Source organism: Amycolatopsis keratiniphila subsp. keratiniphila (assembly GCF_001620365.2).
Lineage (GTDB): Bacteria > Actinomycetota > Actinomycetes > Mycobacteriales > Pseudonocardiaceae > Amycolatopsis > Amycolatopsis keratiniphila.
The window spans coordinates 44669-60500 of sequence record NZ_LQMT02000022.1 but is presented as its reverse complement, the minus strand read 5'-3'; the positions used below and the strand labels follow the sequence as shown (position 1 = coordinate 60500).

The following is a 15832-nucleotide window of genomic DNA, read 5'->3' as shown; positions in this document are numbered from 1 at the left end:
GTGATCCTCCTGCTAGTTCGTGACCTGCACGTTCTCGCCCACCTTGAGTGGGCTCAACGCAAGTTGTATCGGGATGGTGGGGCTTCCGTCAAGCCGGACTTGAGTCACCCTCACTCAACCTTGTATCCGGCTCAACGTGCGGCACGGCCGTCTTGTTCCCGGGCTACCGGCAGACCGTGCCCGGAGCGGGTGTGACGCCGCTCACCAGGTACTTCGTCTCTTCGGTGCGCACACAGGCCGAGTTCAGCAGGCCCGTGTGCCCGTACCCGGCGTCGACGAGCAACGTCGAGTTCTCGATGTTCCTCGCGAGCCCCTTCGCCCAAACGAGCGGCGTCGCCGGATCGTGTTCACCGCCGACCACGAGGATCGGCGCGGCGCCGATCACCTTCTGCGGCCGCGGCAGGTACGCCGGCGGCACCGGCCAGCCCGCGCACCCGCTCGCCATGTCCCAGAACTCCGAGTACCGCCAGCCGTGCGGCGAGAGCGCCTTCACCAGGCCCTGCATCGCCCTCATGTCGGCGTAGGAGGTGAACGGCGAGCCGAAGTCGTGGCAGCCGATCGAGCGGTACGCGCCGTAGGACGGGTCGAGCTGGGAGTACGGCAGCAATCCGTCCGCGTCGCCCGCCTTCGCGGCGTCGATCGCCTTCGCCAGGCCGGGCCAGAACGCGGGCAGGATGAGGTTGCCGTAGACCCCGGACGCCATCTCCTCGGCGGTCACGTTCCGCCCGAGCTGCTTCGACGGCACGCCACCGGGCGTCCGCATCAAGGCGTCGTAGGTGGCGAGGACGTCCTTGCCGCGAAGCACGCACTCGGCCGACGTCGTGCACCACTTCGCGAAGTCCTTGAGCGCACCTTCGGTCGCGACGGCTTCTTCGAGGACCGCCTGCCTGGTCGTCCGCGAGTGGTCGACGGCGCCGTCGAGCACCATCGTCCGGATGCGGTCCGGGTACTTCTCCGCGTACACGGCGCCGAGTTCGGAACCGTAGGAGACGCCGAGCCAGTTCACCTTCGGCTCGCCGAGAGCGCCACGGATCGCTTCGATGTCGTCCGCGGCGTGCCAAGTGTCCACAGAGGACAAGGTGCGCCCGGTCCGCTTCAGGCATTCCTCGCCCGACGCGCGGTTGTGCGCGAGGAGCCTGTCGTAATCGGCGCGACTCCGCGGGAACCGGCTGACCGCCGGATCGTGCAGATCCGGCCCGCAGGTGATCGCGGGCGTGCTTTCGCCGACGCCGCGCGGATCGAATCCGATGACGTCGAACCGCTGCCGCACTTCGGCCATTTCCGGCTTGTCGAGCGCGAAACCGCGGCCGCCGTACTTGAGCACGGTGACCCCGGAGCCACCGGGACCGCCGGGATTCGTCAGCAGCGAACCGATGCGGCGCGCGGGATCGGTCGCGGGCAGTTTCGCCAGCGCGATCGAAAATCCACCGCTCACCCGGAGGTTCGCGCATTCCAGCGTCGGCGCGTACTCGGTCGCGCACGGTTTCCAGTCGATCCCGGACGCGGCGGACGCCGCCGGCGCGGTGAGCGGAAGCAAGGTCAGCGCGGCGACGGCGGCAACGGTCTTCATGCGGGCTTCACCGTGATCGAGCCGGTGCCGGACACCAGGTCCAGGACGTTCGCCGAAGCCTGGTCCTGCCGGACGCCGCCGGTCTCGACCTTGCCGACCTCCGCCTTCGCACGGACCTGGTACGCGCCGTCGGGAACGGTGACGACGACCTTGCCGACCTCCGCGTTCGCGGTGACCGCGCCCGGCTTCGCGAGCCCGATTTCGATGTCGCCGGTGCCGGTGCGCAGGTTGACCGGCCCGGACGTGCTCAGCACCTTCAAATCGCCGACGTCGCCCTTCAGGTCGACCGAGGCGGCGCGGGCGAGGGTGATCTCGCCGGTGCCGATGGACCCGGAAATCGCCAGTTCGCGCGGCACCACGACGTCGTAATCCACGCCGCACTGCTGGCAGCCGCCGAGGACCAGCGTGCCGTTCTCGACGCTGTAGGTCTTTCCGGGATTCTTGCCGGTGTACGTCACTTCACGGCGCAGCGAGACGGGCGCGCCGTCCTCGACCCGGAGCGTGACCCCGCCGACCGGGACGTCCACCCGGATCGCGGTGATCTGCTCGGTGACGGGCGCGCCGTCACTCAGTTTCTGCTGGAATTCCCCTGTGCAGCCGACGATCCCGAAGGCGGTCAGCGCGCCGAGAGCGAGCGCGCCGAGGACGCGCTTCTCCTTGTTCCCCATGAGAAAGTATTCCCCCGATAAGTCGGTCAGGCCGCCTGGACCTTGACGCTTCCGCTGTCGGTGTTGAGATCGAGCTTGTGCTGTGCCGAACCGGACTGGTTCACGTCGATGTCGCGGCGTCCGCTGCCGGAGCCGCCGGTGACGTTGTACTCACCGGGCGGGACGGTGACCTCGACCGAACCGCTGTCGGTCTGCGCGGTGACGTCGGCGCCCTTGAGCAGTTCGAGTTCGATGCGGCCGCTGTCGGTGCGGGCCTCGACGTTGCCGCCGAGCCGTTCCCCCTTGATGGCACCGGAAGCCGCCTGCACGGTGACGGCCTGGCCGATGTTCGCCAACTCGACGCGACCGGCGTCGGATCGCACCTTGACGGTGCCCGGCACGTCGGTGACGGACACGGCACCGGAATCGACCATGACGTCCACAGTGGACACTCCGGCGATGTCGAGCGCCCCCGAGTCCAGCTTGCCCGAGACCGGGACACCGGCCGGGACCACCACGTCGTAGCCGACCTCGCAGGTGGTGCCGCAGTCGGCGAGGACCAGGGTGTCGCCTTCCACACGGAAGGAGTCGCCCGGCTTGTTCCACCGGTACTCGAACTCCTGGTGGATCCGGACCGGCCCCTCGCCGGTGCGGATCTTGACCCGGCCCTCGTCGTTGTCGATCCGCACGCTGCGGATCGGCTGGGTCACCTCCGAGGTGGCCTCCGCGCCGGACGGCCACCACCAGCCGAGGCCGGTGAGGACACCGACGCCGATCAACGCGATGCCTCCGATCGCGAGGAGTGGGCGCGCCATGGTCTTGAGTCCCTCCAGAGCAGGTTTTCGTGTAGCTCGACGCTAAGGGCAGCGCGGCGGGTTGGACATAGGGGTAACCCCCGGATTCGTCCCTGAACCCGCACCAGGGCTCTCGGGGTCATAACCTGGCTCCGTCATCTGTTCAACGACCAGGAGGACGCATGCCGCAGGCACCCGATCCGTACGACTTTTTGCCCGATCTGCCTGCCTTCACCTTGAGCAGCACCGACATCGAGGAAGGCGGCTTCCTGCCGACGCCCCAGCTTTCCGGGATCTTCGGCGCGGGCGGCGAGGACCGTTCCCCGCAGCTGTCCTGGGAGGGTTTCCCCGCGGAGACCAAGAGTTTCGCGGTCACCTGCTACGACCCCGACGCCCCGACGGCGAGCGGGTTCTGGCACTGGGCGGTTTTCGACATCCCCGCGTCGGTGACCGCGCTGGCCGCGAACGCGGGTGACGAAGCGGGCTCCGGTCTGCCGGAGGGCGCAGTCACCCTGAAGGGGGACGGTGGCGTGAAGCAGTTCCTCGGCGCCGCCCCGCCGCCCGGACACGGGCCGCACCGGTACATCTTCACGGTGCACGCCGTCGACGTCGAAAAGCTGGAAGTCGGCGAAGACGCTACGCCGGCTTTCCTCGGCTTCAACCTCTTCAGCCACGCGATCGCCCGGGCGTCGCTCACGGCCCTGCACGAGAACAAGGGCTGAAGGACGCTTTCCCCGCATGGCATGCGGTGAGGGACGCTTTCACCACGTCTCATGCGGGGAAGGTCCCCTTCAGACCTGCCCGTTCGCCCGGCCCCGCTCCATGTACTGCCCCTCTGGCGGGTCACCGAAGCCGAACTGCCGGTACAGCCCGTGCGCGTCGGCGGTGTGCAGCATCCACCGGAACTCCGCGCCCGGCCCGTTGTCGATCATCTCCCGGACCAGTTCCTTGCCGAGCCCCGCGCCGCGTGCCTCGTCGACGACGAAGACGTCCGCGAGATACGCGCTGCCGATGGTGTCCGAGAACGCCCTCGCGAAGCCGACCAGACGACCGCTCGAAGCCTCGTACGCGCCCACGACGCGCCAAGCGTTCCTGAAGACCTTCTCGACCTGCTCGCGGTCTCGCCATTTGCCCCAGTAGACGCCGGTGGACAGGTGCTTCCACACCACGTCGAGGTCCACCCGTGCCGGGTCGTCATCCAGTTCGTACGCGCCGACGATCCTCATGAGCCGAACGCTACCCAGCAGGTCAACGAGGTTTCAGCAGATAGTCCACCACCGGCCGCAGCTCTTCCGCGGACGGCGGCTCGTCGTCGATGAGGCCCTGGATCAGCAGGCCGTCGATCCCGGCGAGGAACACCCGGAACGCGACCTCGTCGTCGTGCCGGACCATCGAGGTGAGCACGTCCAGCCAGCGCCGGGCGGCGGGCCGCAGCTCGGGTTTGCGCGCGGCCAGCAGGTACAGCTCGTACTCCGCCATCGTCCGCCCGCGGCGCGGGCCCAGCGCCTCCGCGAGCAGCCCGGCGACCTCTTCCGCGCCGCGGCTGCCGCGCGAGCGGGCGCGGTCGATCATCCAGTAGACCTCGGTCGCCATATCCCGCGCGCACGAGATGAGGGTGGCGATCAGCAGATCGTCGAGGCTCGAGAAGTGATAGGTCGTCGAAGCCGTCGGCACACCCGCTTCGGCGGCGACCGTCCGATGGGTGACGCCCGCGACTCCGTCCCGTTCGATCACCCGCAACGCGGCCGCGATGATCTCCTCACGCCGCTTCTCGCCCCTGGCCTTGCGGCCGTCGACCTGGATCTTCACTTAGTGCGCGCTCCCTGCCTCGATCAACACGACACCGCCGACCACCAGTACCAGGCCGGCGATCACCGAGAGGTTGACCGGCTCCTTGAAGAACACCATCCCGACGGCCGCCACCAGCGCGACCCCGGCCGCCGCCCAGATCGCGTACGCGACGCTCACCGGCACGCCCGCCTTCAGTACATACGCGAGCGCGACGAACGCGACGGCGTATCCGGTCACGACGACGATCGACGGCCCCACCTTGCTGAAACCCTCCGAAAGTTTCAACGAGACCGTGGCGGTTACCTCTGCGGCGATGGCGAAAGCGAGGAGGAAGTACGCACCCATGTCACAAAAACTACCTGGACGATCGTCTTAAAACCAAGAGAGGCGTACACCACATCGGTGGGACTTGGGCGCGGTCAGTGGGTTACCCATCAGTAAGAAGCATTAGTCTGCCCGAACCACCACACGCTTCACGGACGAAAGGCACCCGACGATGGGCGCTGTACAGCTGACGCTCGGCGGGATCTCGGTCCTGCTCGGCGTCGTCGCCTGGGGAATGTTCTTCGCGACCATCGCCCGCTTCGTGCGGGTGATCCGCCTCGGCCAGCCCGACTCGACCCGCAACGGCCCGTTCGTGCCGCGCATGAAGACCTTGATCAAGGAATTCGCCGCGCACACCCGGATGAACAAGATCCGCAGCGTCGGCGCCGCGCACTGGCTCGTCATGTGGGGCTTCCTGCTCGGGTCGCTCGCCCTGTTCGAGGCGTACGGCGAAGTCTTCGTCCCCACCTGGGGCTGGCCCATCCTCGACGACTGGTCGCTGTTCCAGCTGCTCATGGAGGTGCTGGGGGTCGGCACCATCGTCGGCGCCCTGGTGCTGATCGGGATCCGCCAGAAGAACCACCCGCGCCGCGCCGACCGCCAGTCCCGGTTCCAGGGCTCCAACTTCAAGTGGGCGTACTTCATCGAGGCCGTCGTGCTCATCGAGGGCATCGGCATCATCGGTGTCCGCGCCGCGAAGTCCGCGATGAACGTCCACGAAACCCCGATCTGGGCGGCGTTCGTCTCGCACCCGATCGGTGAGCTGCTGCCTGCCAGTCCGAACCTGGTCTCGGTGTTCGCCTTCGTCAAGCTGATGAGTGCCACGATCTGGCTGTTCGTCATCGCGCGCACGATGACCATGGGTATCGCCTGGCACCGGTTCAGCGCCTTCTTCAACATCTACTTCAAGCGCGAGGACGACGGCGGCGTCGCGCTGGGCGCGCTCAAGCCGATGATGAGCAAGGGCAAGGTGCTCGACCTCGAAGAGGCGGACCCGGACGAGGACACCTTCGGCGTCGGCAAGATCGAGGACTTCAGCTGGAAGGGCTGGCTGGACTTCTCCACCTGCACCGAATGCGGCCGCTGCCAGTCGCAGTGCCCCGCGTGGAACACCGGCAAGCCGCTTTCGCCGAAGCTCGTCATCACGCAGCTTCGCGACCACGCGTACGCGAAGGCGCCGTACCTGCTCGCAGGCGGCAAGCGCGACATGGCGGGCGACGAAATCGGCCTGTCGGGCGACAACATGTACGCGGGTATCGACGTTCTCGCGATCGCGGAGTCACAGAAGGCGCTCGTCGGCGACGACGGCGGCGTCATCGACCCCGAGGTGCTGTGGTCCTGCACCTCCTGCGGCGCTTGCGTCGAACAGTGCCCGGTGGACATCGAGCACGTCGACCACATCGTCGACATGCGCCGCTACCAGGTGATGATCGAGTCCGCGTTCCCCAGCGAGCTCAACGGGATGTTCAAGAACCTCGAGAACAAGGGCAACCCGTGGGGCCAGAACGCCAAGGACCGGCTCGCCTGGACCGAGGACCTGGACTTCGAGGTGCCGGTGTTCGACGGCGACCTCGGCGACACCGAGTACCTCTTCTGGGTCGGCTGCGCCGGCGCGTTCGAGGACCGCGCGAAGAAGACCACGCGCGCCGTCGCGGAGCTGCTGCACATCGCGGGCGTCAAGTACACCGTGCTCGGCTCGGAGGAGTCCTGCACCGGTGACCCGGCCCGCCGCGCGGGCAACGAGTTCCTGTTCCAGATGCTGGCGCAGCAGAACGTCGAGATCCTGAACTCGGTCTTCGAGGGCCGCGAACGCAAGGCGCGCAAGGTGGTCGTCACCTGTGCCCACTGCTTCAACACCCTCGCGAACGAGTACCCGGAGCTGGGCGGCCAGTTCGACGTCGTGCACCACACGCAGCTGCTCAACCGCCTGGTGCGGGAGAAGCACCTGACCCCGGTGGCCCCGGTCGCCGAGGACGTCACCTACCACGACCCGTGCTACCTGGGCCGCCACAACAAGGTCTACGACGCTCCCCGTGAGCTCGTCGGCGCTTCGGGCGCGCAGCTGCGCGAGATGCCGCGGCACGGCGACCGCTCGATGTGCTGTGGTGCCGGTGGCGCGCGGATGTGGATGGAAGAGAAGATCGGCAAGCGGATCAACGTCGAGCGCGTCGACGAAGCGCTCGGCACCGCACCTTCGAAGATCGCGACCGGTTGCCCGTTCTGCCGCGTGATGCTCACCGACGGCGTCACCGCGCGCCAGAGCGACGGGCAGGCGAGCGAGAAGGTCGAGGTCGTCGACGTCGCCCAGCTGCTGCTGACCGCCGTCAAGCGGAAGCCGGAGCCGCAACTGGTGCCGGCGGGTGCGCCCTCTTTGGACGCGGTCTCGGACGCCGAACTCGACGGAAAGGCCGACGTGCCGACCGACGAAACGGCCACCGGAACTCCGCTGCCCGAGGAAGACAAGTAGAACGTCACACCCGGAGGGGACATTCTCTCGCACATAATGCGAGAGAATGTTCCCTCTTGTTTTATCCGGATGGGGACCATTTCGTTCCATTACCCGTTCGGCGGTACACCGTGGCGATAGGCTGCAGCGGATCCGGAAAAAAGGGGCGAGGAATCAATGGGCAACCGTCACGAACTCCGCTCGGCACGGGAGCACCGGCTCGCCACACCGGGATCGCCGACCGTTCGCCCGCCCGCCAGGGTCCCCTCGTCCGCGGCCTTCGCCAGGATGGCTCAGGAAGCGACCATCCCCAGCATCCCGGCCGCCCGGCGACCGCCGCGGCAGGAGCGGAAACGCACGCGCGTCCGCCCGTACGTCCGCACGGGCGGACGCACCCAGTCCAAGCGGAACTTCGCGATCGAAGCGATGATTTCCGTCCGGAACGACGCACCGTGGACCGCGCCGGGATTCAGCGTCGAATTCCATTCCGTGAGAGCACTGTGCCGCCGTCCCACTTCCGTCGCCGAAGTGGCTGCTTCCTTATGCGTTCCACTCGGCGTTGCAAAGGTCCTTTTGGGTGATATGGCCGAACTCGGTTTGGTCACCGTTCATGAAACACAGGCTGAATTCGACGGTCATCCGGCACTCGCCTTGATGGAACGTGTCCTGCAGGGATTGCGTCGCCTGTGAGATCGGCGCACTCGCACTACGCTACGCGAGGTGAGTGAAGAATCCGGTGGCGAAAGCACCCTGACCGTGGTGCTGGCGGGTGGGGTCAACCTCGCCATCGCCGTGCTGAAGCTGATCGCCGGGATCATCACCGGCTCGGGCGCGATGCTGTCGGAAGCCGCGCACTCGGTGGCCGACACGATCACCGAGGTGCTCCTGCTGACCGCGCTGAAACGGTCGGACCGCCCCGCCGACCGCGTCCATCCCTTCGGCTACGGCAAGGAACGGTACTTCTGGTCGCTGCTCGCGGCGGTGTCGATCTTCGCCTCCGGCGCGATGTTCGCGCTCTACGAAGGCTTCTCGACGGTCTTCGGCGAGGAGACCGAGCAGACCGATCCGATCGTCGGCTACATCGTCCTCGCCATCGCGTTCGCGCTCGAATCCGTCTCGTGGTTCCAGGCCGTGCGGCAGGTGCGCCGCGACGCCGCCGCCTCCGGCCAGAAGGTCTCGGTCTATCTGCGGATGATCGACGACCCGGCGCCGAAGACCGTCCTGTTCGAAGACTCGGCCGCGTTGATCGGCCTGCTGCTCGCGTTCGCCGGGATCGGCCTGCACCAGCTCACCGGCTCGCACGTCTGGGACGGCGCGGCGTCGATCGCGATCGGTGTCCTGCTGGCGCTGGTCGCCTACCTGCTCGGCCGGACCAACCGCGGCCTGCTGATCGGCAGGCAGGCGGACCCCACGCTGGTGCGCGGGGTGCGTGACCACCTGAGAAACGCGCCGGAGATCGAGGCCGTCGTCGATCTGCAGACCATGTTGATGGGCACCGATCAGGTGCTCGTCTGCGCCCGCGTCGACTTCGACGACGCACTCGGCGCGGCGGAGGTCGAACGTACCTGCGTCCGGCTGGCGGCCGAGCTGACCGGGTCCTTCGGCGACGTCACCGAGGTGTTCATCGAACCGGTCCCCCGCACGGACGCCGAGCTGCGCGCGGCCGTGCTGGCCCGCTATGGCGATTGGGGCAAGGGTCAGTAGCCGAAGTTCTGCGTCCAGTACATGCCCTTGGTGTTGACGCCGACGCCGATCTTCTTCAGCTTGCAGTTCAGGATGTTCGCGCGGTGGCCCTCGGAGTTCATCCAGGCGTCCATCACCTTGGCGGCGGTCGACTGGCCCTTGGCGATGTTCTCGGCGCCGGGCTTGTCGTAGCCGGCGGCCCGGATGCGCTGGTCGAACGTGACGCCTTCCGGCGTGGTGTGCGAGAAGTAGTTCCGCGCGGACATGTCGTCGCTGTGGCCCTGGGCGGCGGCGGCGAGATGCGATTCGTTGCTCACCGGCGAGCAGCCCGCGTCGGCGCGCTCGGCGTTGACGAGGTCGATGACCTGCCCGGCGAGCGAGCTGTCCTGCGAACGGGGCGGTTCCGGCGCCTTGCTCGGCGTGGACTTGGGCGCCTCGGAAGGCTGGGCGGGCGGCTCGGCCGCGGCGGAGGACGAGCTGGGCGGGGCGGAGGACGACGTGGGAGCCGCCGAGGACGACGTCGGAGCGGCCGAGCCGGGCGCGGAGCCCTCCGGCGCCGGAGCGGACGTCTGACCGAAGTAGGCGGGCGGCTTCGCGAGGGCGTCGCCGGGTCTGCCCTTGGTGTCGGGGACGCTGAGTGAGAGATTGCTCAGCGCGGTGCCTTGGAACCGATCGGTCACCATCAGGTAGCTCGCGCTGGCGATCACCCCGCCCAGCAGGACACTGAGCGTGACAAGCAGTAACCGGCTTCGTGTTCTATTGGGGGACACGGGGCCGAAAACTATCACGAACTGGTTACGGCAATACCCCCGAAAGTAGTAATACCGGTCAGCGGCTGAGGCGACCCGTGGACTCGTGCGTGATCGCCGTCGCGTCGGCGAGGAACCGGATCACGGTCTGCAGCTCACCGTCCGTGTAGTTCTCGCAGGCCTCGCGGACCGACTTCACCAGGTGATCCCAGAGAGGCGCGGCGGAGGCCATCCTCGCCGCGTCGATCTCGATGAGGACCTTCCGCCGGTCTTCGGGATGCGGCTTGCGGGCGACGATCCCCTTGCCTTCGAGCCTGTCGACGAGCGCGGTGATCGACGCCGGCGCGAGCCCCGACAGCTGCGAAAGAGCCTTCGGTGTCTGTGGCCCGAAGCGGGCGAGGTAGTCGGTCACCTTGCTTTCGACCGCCGAAAGCCCACTCAGCTCGGCGATGGCCGTGTGGAACATGACCGTCTCCGTCGACAGCGCGCGCGATCCGTTGAGGATCCGCTCGACCAGTTCCGCTCGCTCGCTTGACACAGCGGCCAGCCTAGCGGAGTCTTTAGTTCGATAGAACGAATTAGTTTCTAAGAGATTCGATGGTGAACGACATGGCGAAGGTTTTGATCGCCGGCGGGGGTATCGCGGGCACGATCACGGCGATCGCACTGCACGAGACGGGGCACGAGCCGGTGATCCACGAGGCGTACGACCGGACCGCGGAAGGGGTCGGCGCGTTCCTGACCCTGGCGGTGAACGGACTCGACGCGCTGGCACCGCTGGGCTTGAAAAGCCTGGTCAAGGACCTGGGATTCGACACGCCGCGGATCAAGATGCACCTCGGTGACGGCCGTGAGCTGGCGGATTTGGCGCTCGGCGGGGCACTCGATGACGGCACCGTGAGCCAGACGGTGCTGCGCTCCGAGCTGTACGTCGGCCTACGCGACGAAGCCGTCAGACGCGGCATCGAGATCCGCTATGGCAAGCGTTTGGCCGACGCGCGCGAGACCGGCGACGGCGTCCTCGCGACCTTCGAGGACGGCTCGACGGCCGAAGGCGACCTGCTGATCGGCGCGGACGGGCTCCGCTCGCGGGTGCGGACGATCATCGACCCGAAGGCGCCGTCACCGCGCTACGTGCCGCTGCTGAACACGGGCGGACTGGCCGAAGGCCTGCGCCTGGACGGCGAACCCGGCGTCATGCACATGACGTTCGGCAAGCGGCTGTTCTTCGCCCACGTCGTCCATCCGGACGGGGGTGTCTGGTGGTTCGCGAACGTCCCCCGGAAGCGTGAGCCGTCGCCGGCCGACCTCACCGTGACGGCCACCTGGCGGGAGGACCTGATCCGGGGGCTGGCGGTGGACCGCACCCCGGCCGTCGAGATCGTGCGCGCGACGCGCGAGATCTACCGGCCGTGGGCGACCTACGACTTCCCGAGCGTGCCGACGTGGCGGACGGACCGGATGGTCATCATCGGCGACGCCGCGCACGCGACCTCACCCGCGGCCGGGCAAGGCGCCGCGATGGCCATCGAGGACGCCGTCACGCTGGCGCGATGCCTGCGTGACGTGCCCTCGATCCCGAAGGCGCTCGCCGTCTACGAAGGACTGCGGCGCGAGCGCGTCGAGGCCGTCGTCGAGCGCGGCAAGCGCAACGGCGACGACAAGGCGGCCGGGCCCATCGGGCGGGTGATCCGGGACTTCTTCCTCGCGCGGGCGTTCAAGAACCTGCCGAAGGAGGATCCGAACGCCTTCATGTGGCGGCACCGGATCGATTGGGATACCCCGGTTGCTTCTTAGCGCCAGGTGTCGACGCGGTGGAAGTTCTTGTACGCGCGGCTCGGGGTGGGGCCCCGCTGCCCCTGGTACCGCGAACCGGCCTCGTTCGAGCCGTACGGGAACTCCGCCGCGCTGGACAGGCGGAAGATGCAGAGCTGGCCGATCTTCATGCCGGGCCAGAGCGTGATCGGCAGGTTCGCCACGTTCGACAGCTCAAGGGTGATGTGGCCCGAGAAGCCGGGGTCGATGAAGCCCGCGGTGGAGTGCGTCAGCAGGCCGAGGCGGCCGAGGGAGGACTTGCCCTCCAGGCGGCCGGCGAGGTCGTCGGCGAGCGTGACGGTCTCGTAGGTGGACCCGAGGACGAACTCGCCGGGGTGGAGCACGAAGGGGTCTTCGCCCTCCTTCTCGACCAGCGAAGTCAGCTCGTCCTGCTGCAGCTGCGGGTCGATATGCGTGTACTTGCTGTTGTCGAACACGCGGAAGAAGCGGTCGAGTCGCACGTCGATGCTCGACGGCTGGACCATCGTCGGGTCGAACGGGTCGACGCCGAGACGGCCGGCGTCGAGCTCTTTACGGAGGTCACGGTCGCTGAGGAGCACGCGATCAGCGTAGTCAAGCGGCCTTCATGTGCCTGCCGTAGGTCGGGTCGAGCCCGAACACCTTGGTGACCTGGCGTAGGTAGTGACGACGGCCGGCAGCCCCGATCAGCTCCTGGAGGGCCGTCGCGCCGGGCACCACCCGCCGGACCGTCTCGGCGGCGAAGTTCACTCCGGCCGCCGCGACCACGGCCGCCTGGGCGATCGGATCGTCGGGCAGTTCGAGGAAGTCGGCGTTGGTCTTGCCGAGCAGGAGCCTGCTGATCGCCCCGTGCCCCGCGACCGACACGTGCGCGAGGACCTTGCCGAGCGCGCCGCGGCCGTCGCCGATCCCGGCATGGGCCTTCATGAGTGCCGCGGCGAGCCGCTTGGAGTCGTCGTCGGGGATGAACTCGGTGCTCGCGAGCAGCCACAGCAACCGCCAGGCGTCGTCCTCGCCGGCGGGCAGGAGCTCCTCGTCGACGCCCATCAGCCAGCCGACATAGCGCCAAAGGTGCAGGATGTCGGCGCGCTCGCGGGCGGTGTAGCGAAGCCCGAGCAGCTGGGTGCCGAAGACGTAGACGAGGGAGAAGAGCAGGAGCGTGCCCGCGGTCTGGACCTGGTTGACCGGCCTGTCCCAAGCCGCGTAATCCCAGTCCTTGCGACGGTTCATGGCCGCGCGGACGTGGGCGTGCACGATCCGCACCCGCAACGCGGACTCGTACCCGCGCCCGCCGGGCACCAGCGCGCCCGGTGTCGTCACGTGGATCCACCACGTCGCCGTCTCGACGAGCCGTCGTGCCGCCTTGTACTCGATCTCGCCGGTGCCGACGAGCGACTTCGTGGCGCGCGAAGCGAGATAGCCGCCCATCAACGAAACGTCGCCGAGCGGGAAGAGGCCGAGCAACCCGGCACGCGTGATCGCCCGCGCTCCGCGGTCAAGGCGGTCCCGGTCGACCCAGTACGGCGTCGCCTCGACGTTGCGGAAGAAGGCTTCGAGCTCTTCCGGCGGGTTCTCGACACTGTCGATGCCTTGCCGCAGCGCCTGTTCGAACTCGGGCCGGCCTTCGCGCAGCAACGGCACCAGCACGTCGGCCGCCGGGTCCTCCCGCTGCGCGAACCGCCGCAACCGCGCCACCTGGCGCTCGTCACCCCTGATGTCGCCCTCGATGAACAACCTCGACGCGACCCGGAACCCGCCTTGACGGAACAGTTCGGGGTCAGGCAGCCGCTCGCCCATCCGGATCACCTCCGAGGTAGACAACAAGTGTTGTCACTTTCGGCGGTGACGTCAAGATGGGCGGGGTCTTGGCAAGGAGAGATCCGGGCCATGTATGCTGGCCGAGCACTGCGGATGTAGTTCAATGGTAGAACATCAGCTTCCCAAGCTGAATACGCGGGTTCGATTCCCGTCATCCGCTCTCATGTGAAAGCCCCAGGTCAGTGGATGTCCACTTTAGACCTGGGGCTTTCGCTTTGGAGTCCTATGACCTTGCCGGATGACCTCCGCCACGACGTCCGGACGCTCTGGGACTACCACGACATGCGCCACAGACTCCGACCCGCCGACGTCGGCATCGGACTCGGCAGCCACGACCTCGGCGTCGCCACCTTCGCCGCGGAACTGTTCCAAGCTGGGATGTTCCCGCTCATCGTCTTCACCGGAGCCAACGCGCCGACCACCGTCGAACGCTTCCCGCGCGGCGAGGCGGTGCACTACCGCGAACACGCGCTTGAGCTGGGCGTACCCGATGACGCCATCCTGGTCGAGCCCAAGGCACGGAACACCGGGGACAACATCACGCTCACTCGGAGGCTGCTGGAGTCACGCGGCATCGAGGTCGGGTCGGTCATCCTCATCTCTCGGCCGTACCAGCAGCGGCGGGCCTATGCGACCTGCAAGAAGCTGTGGCCCGAGGTCGACGTCATCTGCGCTTCCCGGCCGTTGCCGCTGGACGACTACGTCGAGAGCATCGGTGACGCGGACCGGGTGATCAACATGCTTGTCGGTGATACGCAACGGATCACCGTCTATGCCGAGCGTGGTTTCGCTGTCCAGCAGAACATCCCGAGCGGAGTCGCCGAGGCTTACGACCGCTTGGTCCAGGCCGGCTTCAGCGAACGTCTTGTGTGACAGATCGATCGCGCCAACCCAGGATCACGCCGACTTGCTCGATCCCGCCGCCGAGTTCATGGCGGGCCAATTCCTTGGAACGCCGGCCGAGATCATGCTCGCCGTCGAACACACCTGCCATGCGAAAGCGACGGCGCGACGGCTCATCGTCCGGTTGCGCTTCGGCCGACTGCCGAGGCGGTGTCGGCACAGCGGACACGCGAGCTGCAACCGGGTCCGGGCTTCCGCCGGTCGTCTTAGCCACATGCACGCCTCCAGTGAACACGACCTGGCTGGGGACTCCTCCCCGCACCCCGCGGTTACCTTCTGCACCGTGCGGAAAATGTCGAGCGACGGTACGGCGGCCGCCTTGCTGACCGTGCTGGCCGGGTCGCTGATCCTTCCGCTCATCCTGGTCGGCGGGATCTTCCTCATCGTCGGTTTGAACGCGGGCAGCACACCGGGGCCGTACACCGTCGTTTTCGCCAAGGCGGGTGACGAATGTGGGTCGACAGGCCAGTATCTCGACGCGTCCACCGGGGAACCGCTGAGGTGTATGGGTCCGGGAGTGCTCCGGGACGCCTCGCTCGAATTCCCCGGTTTCTCCCGCGAACAGAACGACGAGGTTCGCCGCTGGCTGGCCACGTTGACGGACGACGGCGAGCTGAGCGTCTTCGACCATCGTTCGGTCCAGGCGAAGATCGACGGGATCGCGGCCGGGTTGCCGCCGGGGGTCCGCGTCGAGCCGGAATCCGGCACGACGCGGATCTGGATCGGCTCGGGACTGACGATCGCCGGCCTGCTCCTGCTTTCCGGCTTCGCCTGGCGGTGGCGGCGGAACCGCCGGGCGGGCTTTTGATTTACCGTGCCAGGTATGGAAATCCGGGAGTTCACCCAAGACGACTGGGCGCAGGTCTGGCCGATCGTGCGCGAAGTCGTGCGGGCGGCGGACACGTACACCTACGACCCGAACCTCACCGAGGACGACGCCCGCGGCTCATGGATCGAGACGCCGCCGGGCCGGACGGTGGTCGCGGTCGAGGACGGCCGCGTGCTCGGCACGGCCAAGATGGGCCCGAACCGCGGCGGGCCAGGGTCCCATGTGGCGACGGCCAGTTTCATGGTGGACAAGGAAGCTCGCGGCAAGGGCATCGGTGGTGCGCTGTGCGCGAATGCCTTGGACTGGGCCAGGAAACAGGGTTTCGCCGGTATGCAGTTCAACGCGGTCGCCGAGTCGAACGCGGCCGGGATCCGGGTCTACGAACGGCTCGGGTTCGAGATCGTCGGGACGGTGCCGGGCGCGTTCCGGCATCCAACGCTGGGGCGCATCGGGTTGCACGTCATGTACTGCGACTTCGGCTGAA

The 15832-nt window shown here is 67.7% G+C and carries 19 protein-coding genes and 1 tRNA gene; 9 read left to right on the top strand and 11 right to left on the bottom strand.

The features are described from left to right. Positions 1–163: 163 nt before the first annotated feature. Genes AVR91_RS22745 through AVR91_RS22735 form a run of 3 tightly spaced genes read right to left on the bottom strand, consistent with a single transcriptional unit; the run spans position 164 to position 3032 of the window. Positions 164–1570 carry an alpha/beta hydrolase gene (locus AVR91_RS22745; protein WP_063275348.1) on the bottom strand — a complete coding sequence of 469 codons (1407 nt, stop codon included), beginning with the start codon at positions 1568–1570 and terminating at the stop codon, positions 164–166. Next, a complete protein-coding gene (locus tag AVR91_RS22740) occupies positions 1567–2238 on the bottom strand; it encodes a DUF4097 family beta strand repeat-containing protein (protein WP_063275347.1) in 672 nt (223 codons plus the stop codon). Before AVR91_RS22740 ends, AVR91_RS22745 begins: the two co-directional genes overlap by 4 nt. A gap of 26 nt (positions 2239–2264) precedes the next feature. After that, a complete protein-coding gene (locus AVR91_RS22735; protein ID WP_063275346.1) occupies positions 2265–3032 on the bottom strand; it encodes a DUF4097 family beta strand repeat-containing protein in 768 nt (255 codons plus the stop codon). A 161-nt stretch (positions 3033–3193) separates the two neighbouring features. Here AVR91_RS22735 and AVR91_RS22730 point away from each other — a divergent pair, with 161 nt between their 5' ends. Next, on the top strand, positions 3194–3733 hold the full coding sequence (locus AVR91_RS22730) for a YbhB/YbcL family Raf kinase inhibitor-like protein (protein ID WP_063275345.1): 540 nt from the start codon (positions 3194–3196) through the stop codon (positions 3731–3733). Positions 3734–3802: 69 nt separating this feature from the next. On the opposite strand, the gene AVR91_RS22725 is transcribed toward AVR91_RS22730, so the two are convergent. The 3 genes from AVR91_RS22725 to AVR91_RS22715 are packed head-to-tail and all read right to left on the bottom strand — an operon-like array spanning position 3803 to position 5147. After that, positions 3803–4237, bottom strand: coding sequence for a GNAT family N-acetyltransferase (locus tag AVR91_RS22725; protein ID WP_063275344.1), 435 nt, complete (start codon positions 4235–4237; stop codon positions 3803–3805). Positions 4238–4259: 22 nt separating this feature from the next. After that, a complete protein-coding gene (locus AVR91_RS22720) occupies positions 4260–4820 on the bottom strand; it encodes a TetR/AcrR family transcriptional regulator (protein ID WP_016338154.1) in 561 nt (186 codons plus the stop codon). Next, entirely contained in the window at positions 4821–5147 is a 327-nt protein-coding gene (locus AVR91_RS22715; protein WP_063275343.1) for a DMT family transporter, read from the bottom strand. A 151-nt stretch (positions 5148–5298) separates the two neighbouring features. On the opposite strand from AVR91_RS22715, the gene AVR91_RS22710 reads away from it, so the two are divergent. From AVR91_RS22710 to AVR91_RS22700, 3 genes are all read left to right on the top strand, one after another. Further along, positions 5299–7593, top strand: coding sequence for a (Fe-S)-binding protein (locus AVR91_RS22710; RefSeq protein ID WP_063275342.1), 2295 nt, complete (start codon positions 5299–5301; stop codon positions 7591–7593). Positions 7594–7860: 267 nt separating this feature from the next. Then, positions 7861–8262, top strand: coding sequence for a DUF742 domain-containing protein (locus tag AVR91_RS22705; protein WP_228688270.1), 402 nt, complete (start codon positions 7861–7863; stop codon positions 8260–8262). Between the two features lie 30 nt (positions 8263–8292). Continuing rightward, complete coding sequence (locus AVR91_RS22700) at positions 8293–9276, top strand: cation diffusion facilitator family transporter (RefSeq protein WP_063275341.1); 984 nt, start codon at positions 8293–8295, stop codon at positions 9274–9276. Here the strand turns inward: AVR91_RS22700 and AVR91_RS22695 are convergent. Continuing rightward, on the bottom strand, positions 9270–9962 hold the full coding sequence (locus AVR91_RS22695; RefSeq protein WP_063275340.1) for a CAP domain-containing protein: 693 nt from the start codon (positions 9960–9962) through the stop codon (positions 9270–9272). The genes AVR91_RS22700 and AVR91_RS22695 overlap by 7 nt on opposite strands. 121 nt (positions 9963–10083) lie before the next feature. Then, positions 10084–10542, bottom strand: coding sequence for a MarR family winged helix-turn-helix transcriptional regulator (locus AVR91_RS22690; protein WP_063275339.1), 459 nt, complete (start codon positions 10540–10542; stop codon positions 10084–10086). Positions 10543–10613: 71 nt separating this feature from the next. On the opposite strand from AVR91_RS22690, the gene AVR91_RS22685 reads away from it, so the two are divergent. Next, positions 10614–11801, top strand: a complete 1188-nt coding sequence (locus AVR91_RS22685; RefSeq protein WP_063275404.1) for an FAD-dependent oxidoreductase — start codon at positions 10614–10616, stop codon at positions 11799–11801. Here the strand turns inward: AVR91_RS22685 and dcd are convergent. Both dcd and AVR91_RS22675 read right to left on the bottom strand, forming a co-directional pair. After that, complete coding sequence (dcd, locus tag AVR91_RS22680; protein ID WP_016338162.1) at positions 11798–12379, bottom strand: dCTP deaminase; 582 nt, start codon at positions 12377–12379, stop codon at positions 11798–11800. The two genes, AVR91_RS22685 and dcd, sit on opposite strands and share 4 nt — an antisense overlap. Before the next feature lie 13 nt (positions 12380–12392). Further along, complete coding sequence (locus tag AVR91_RS22675; protein ID WP_063275403.1) at positions 12393–13595, bottom strand: oxygenase MpaB family protein; 1203 nt, start codon at positions 13593–13595, stop codon at positions 12393–12395. A gap of 110 nt (positions 13596–13705) precedes the next feature. On the opposite strand from AVR91_RS22675, the gene AVR91_RS22670 reads away from it, so the two are divergent. Together AVR91_RS22670 and AVR91_RS22665 are read left to right on the top strand one after the other, a co-directional pair. Continuing rightward, positions 13706–13776 (top strand) — tRNA-Gly (locus AVR91_RS22670). A gap of 65 nt (positions 13777–13841) precedes the next feature. After that, entirely contained in the window at positions 13842–14489 is a 648-nt protein-coding gene (locus AVR91_RS22665; protein WP_063275338.1) for a YdcF family protein, read from the top strand. On the opposite strand, the gene AVR91_RS42855 is transcribed toward AVR91_RS22665, so the two are convergent. Next, entirely contained in the window at positions 14470–14733 is a 264-nt protein-coding gene (locus tag AVR91_RS42855; RefSeq protein WP_158077412.1) for a hypothetical protein, read from the bottom strand. The genes AVR91_RS22665 and AVR91_RS42855 overlap by 20 nt on opposite strands. A 78-nt stretch (positions 14734–14811) precedes the next feature. On the opposite strand from AVR91_RS42855, the gene AVR91_RS22660 reads away from it, so the two are divergent. Together AVR91_RS22660 and AVR91_RS22655 are read left to right on the top strand one after the other, a co-directional pair. Next, complete coding sequence (locus tag AVR91_RS22660; protein ID WP_228709299.1) at positions 14812–15327, top strand: hypothetical protein; 516 nt, start codon at positions 14812–14814, stop codon at positions 15325–15327. A gap of 15 nt (positions 15328–15342) precedes the next feature. After that, a complete protein-coding gene (locus AVR91_RS22655; RefSeq protein WP_063275337.1) occupies positions 15343–15831 on the top strand; it encodes a GNAT family N-acetyltransferase in 489 nt (162 codons plus the stop codon). Position 15832: the final 1 nt, after the last annotated feature.

Excerpts from the sequence above, each read along its gene's own strand:
- AVR91_RS22745 (WP_063275348.1), bottom strand. The coding sequence starts at position 1,570 with ATGAAGACCGTTGCCGCCGTCGCCGCGCTGACCTTGCTTCCGCTCACC.
- AVR91_RS22740 (WP_063275347.1), bottom strand. The coding sequence starts at position 2,238 with ATGGGGAACAAGGAGAAGCGCGTCCTCGGCGCGCTCGCTCTCGGCGCG.
- AVR91_RS22735 (WP_063275346.1), bottom strand. The coding sequence starts at position 3,032 with ATGGCGCGCCCACTCCTCGCGATCGGAGGCATCGCGTTGATCGGCGTC.
- AVR91_RS22730 (WP_063275345.1), top strand. The coding sequence starts at position 3,194 with ATGCCGCAGGCACCCGATCCGTACGACTTTTTGCCCGATCTGCCTGCC.
- AVR91_RS22725 (WP_063275344.1), bottom strand. The coding sequence starts at position 4,237 with ATGAGGATCGTCGGCGCGTACGAACTGGATGACGACCCGGCACGGGTG.
- AVR91_RS22715 (WP_063275343.1), bottom strand. The coding sequence starts at position 5,147 with ATGGGTGCGTACTTCCTCCTCGCTTTCGCCATCGCCGCAGAGGTAACC.
- AVR91_RS22710 (WP_063275342.1), top strand. The coding sequence starts at position 5,299 with ATGGGCGCTGTACAGCTGACGCTCGGCGGGATCTCGGTCCTGCTCGGC.
- AVR91_RS22705 (WP_228688270.1), top strand. The coding sequence starts at position 7,861 with ATGGCTCAGGAAGCGACCATCCCCAGCATCCCGGCCGCCCGGCGACCG.
- AVR91_RS22685 (WP_063275404.1), top strand. The coding sequence starts at position 10,614 with ATGGCGAAGGTTTTGATCGCCGGCGGGGGTATCGCGGGCACGATCACG.
- AVR91_RS22675 (WP_063275403.1), bottom strand. The coding sequence starts at position 13,595 with ATGGGCGAGCGGCTGCCTGACCCCGAACTGTTCCGTCAAGGCGGGTTC.
- AVR91_RS22665 (WP_063275338.1), top strand. The coding sequence starts at position 13,842 with ATGACCTTGCCGGATGACCTCCGCCACGACGTCCGGACGCTCTGGGAC.
- AVR91_RS22660 (WP_228709299.1), top strand. The coding sequence starts at position 14,812 with ATGTCGAGCGACGGTACGGCGGCCGCCTTGCTGACCGTGCTGGCCGGG.
- AVR91_RS22655 (WP_063275337.1), top strand. The coding sequence starts at position 15,343 with ATGGAAATCCGGGAGTTCACCCAAGACGACTGGGCGCAGGTCTGGCCG.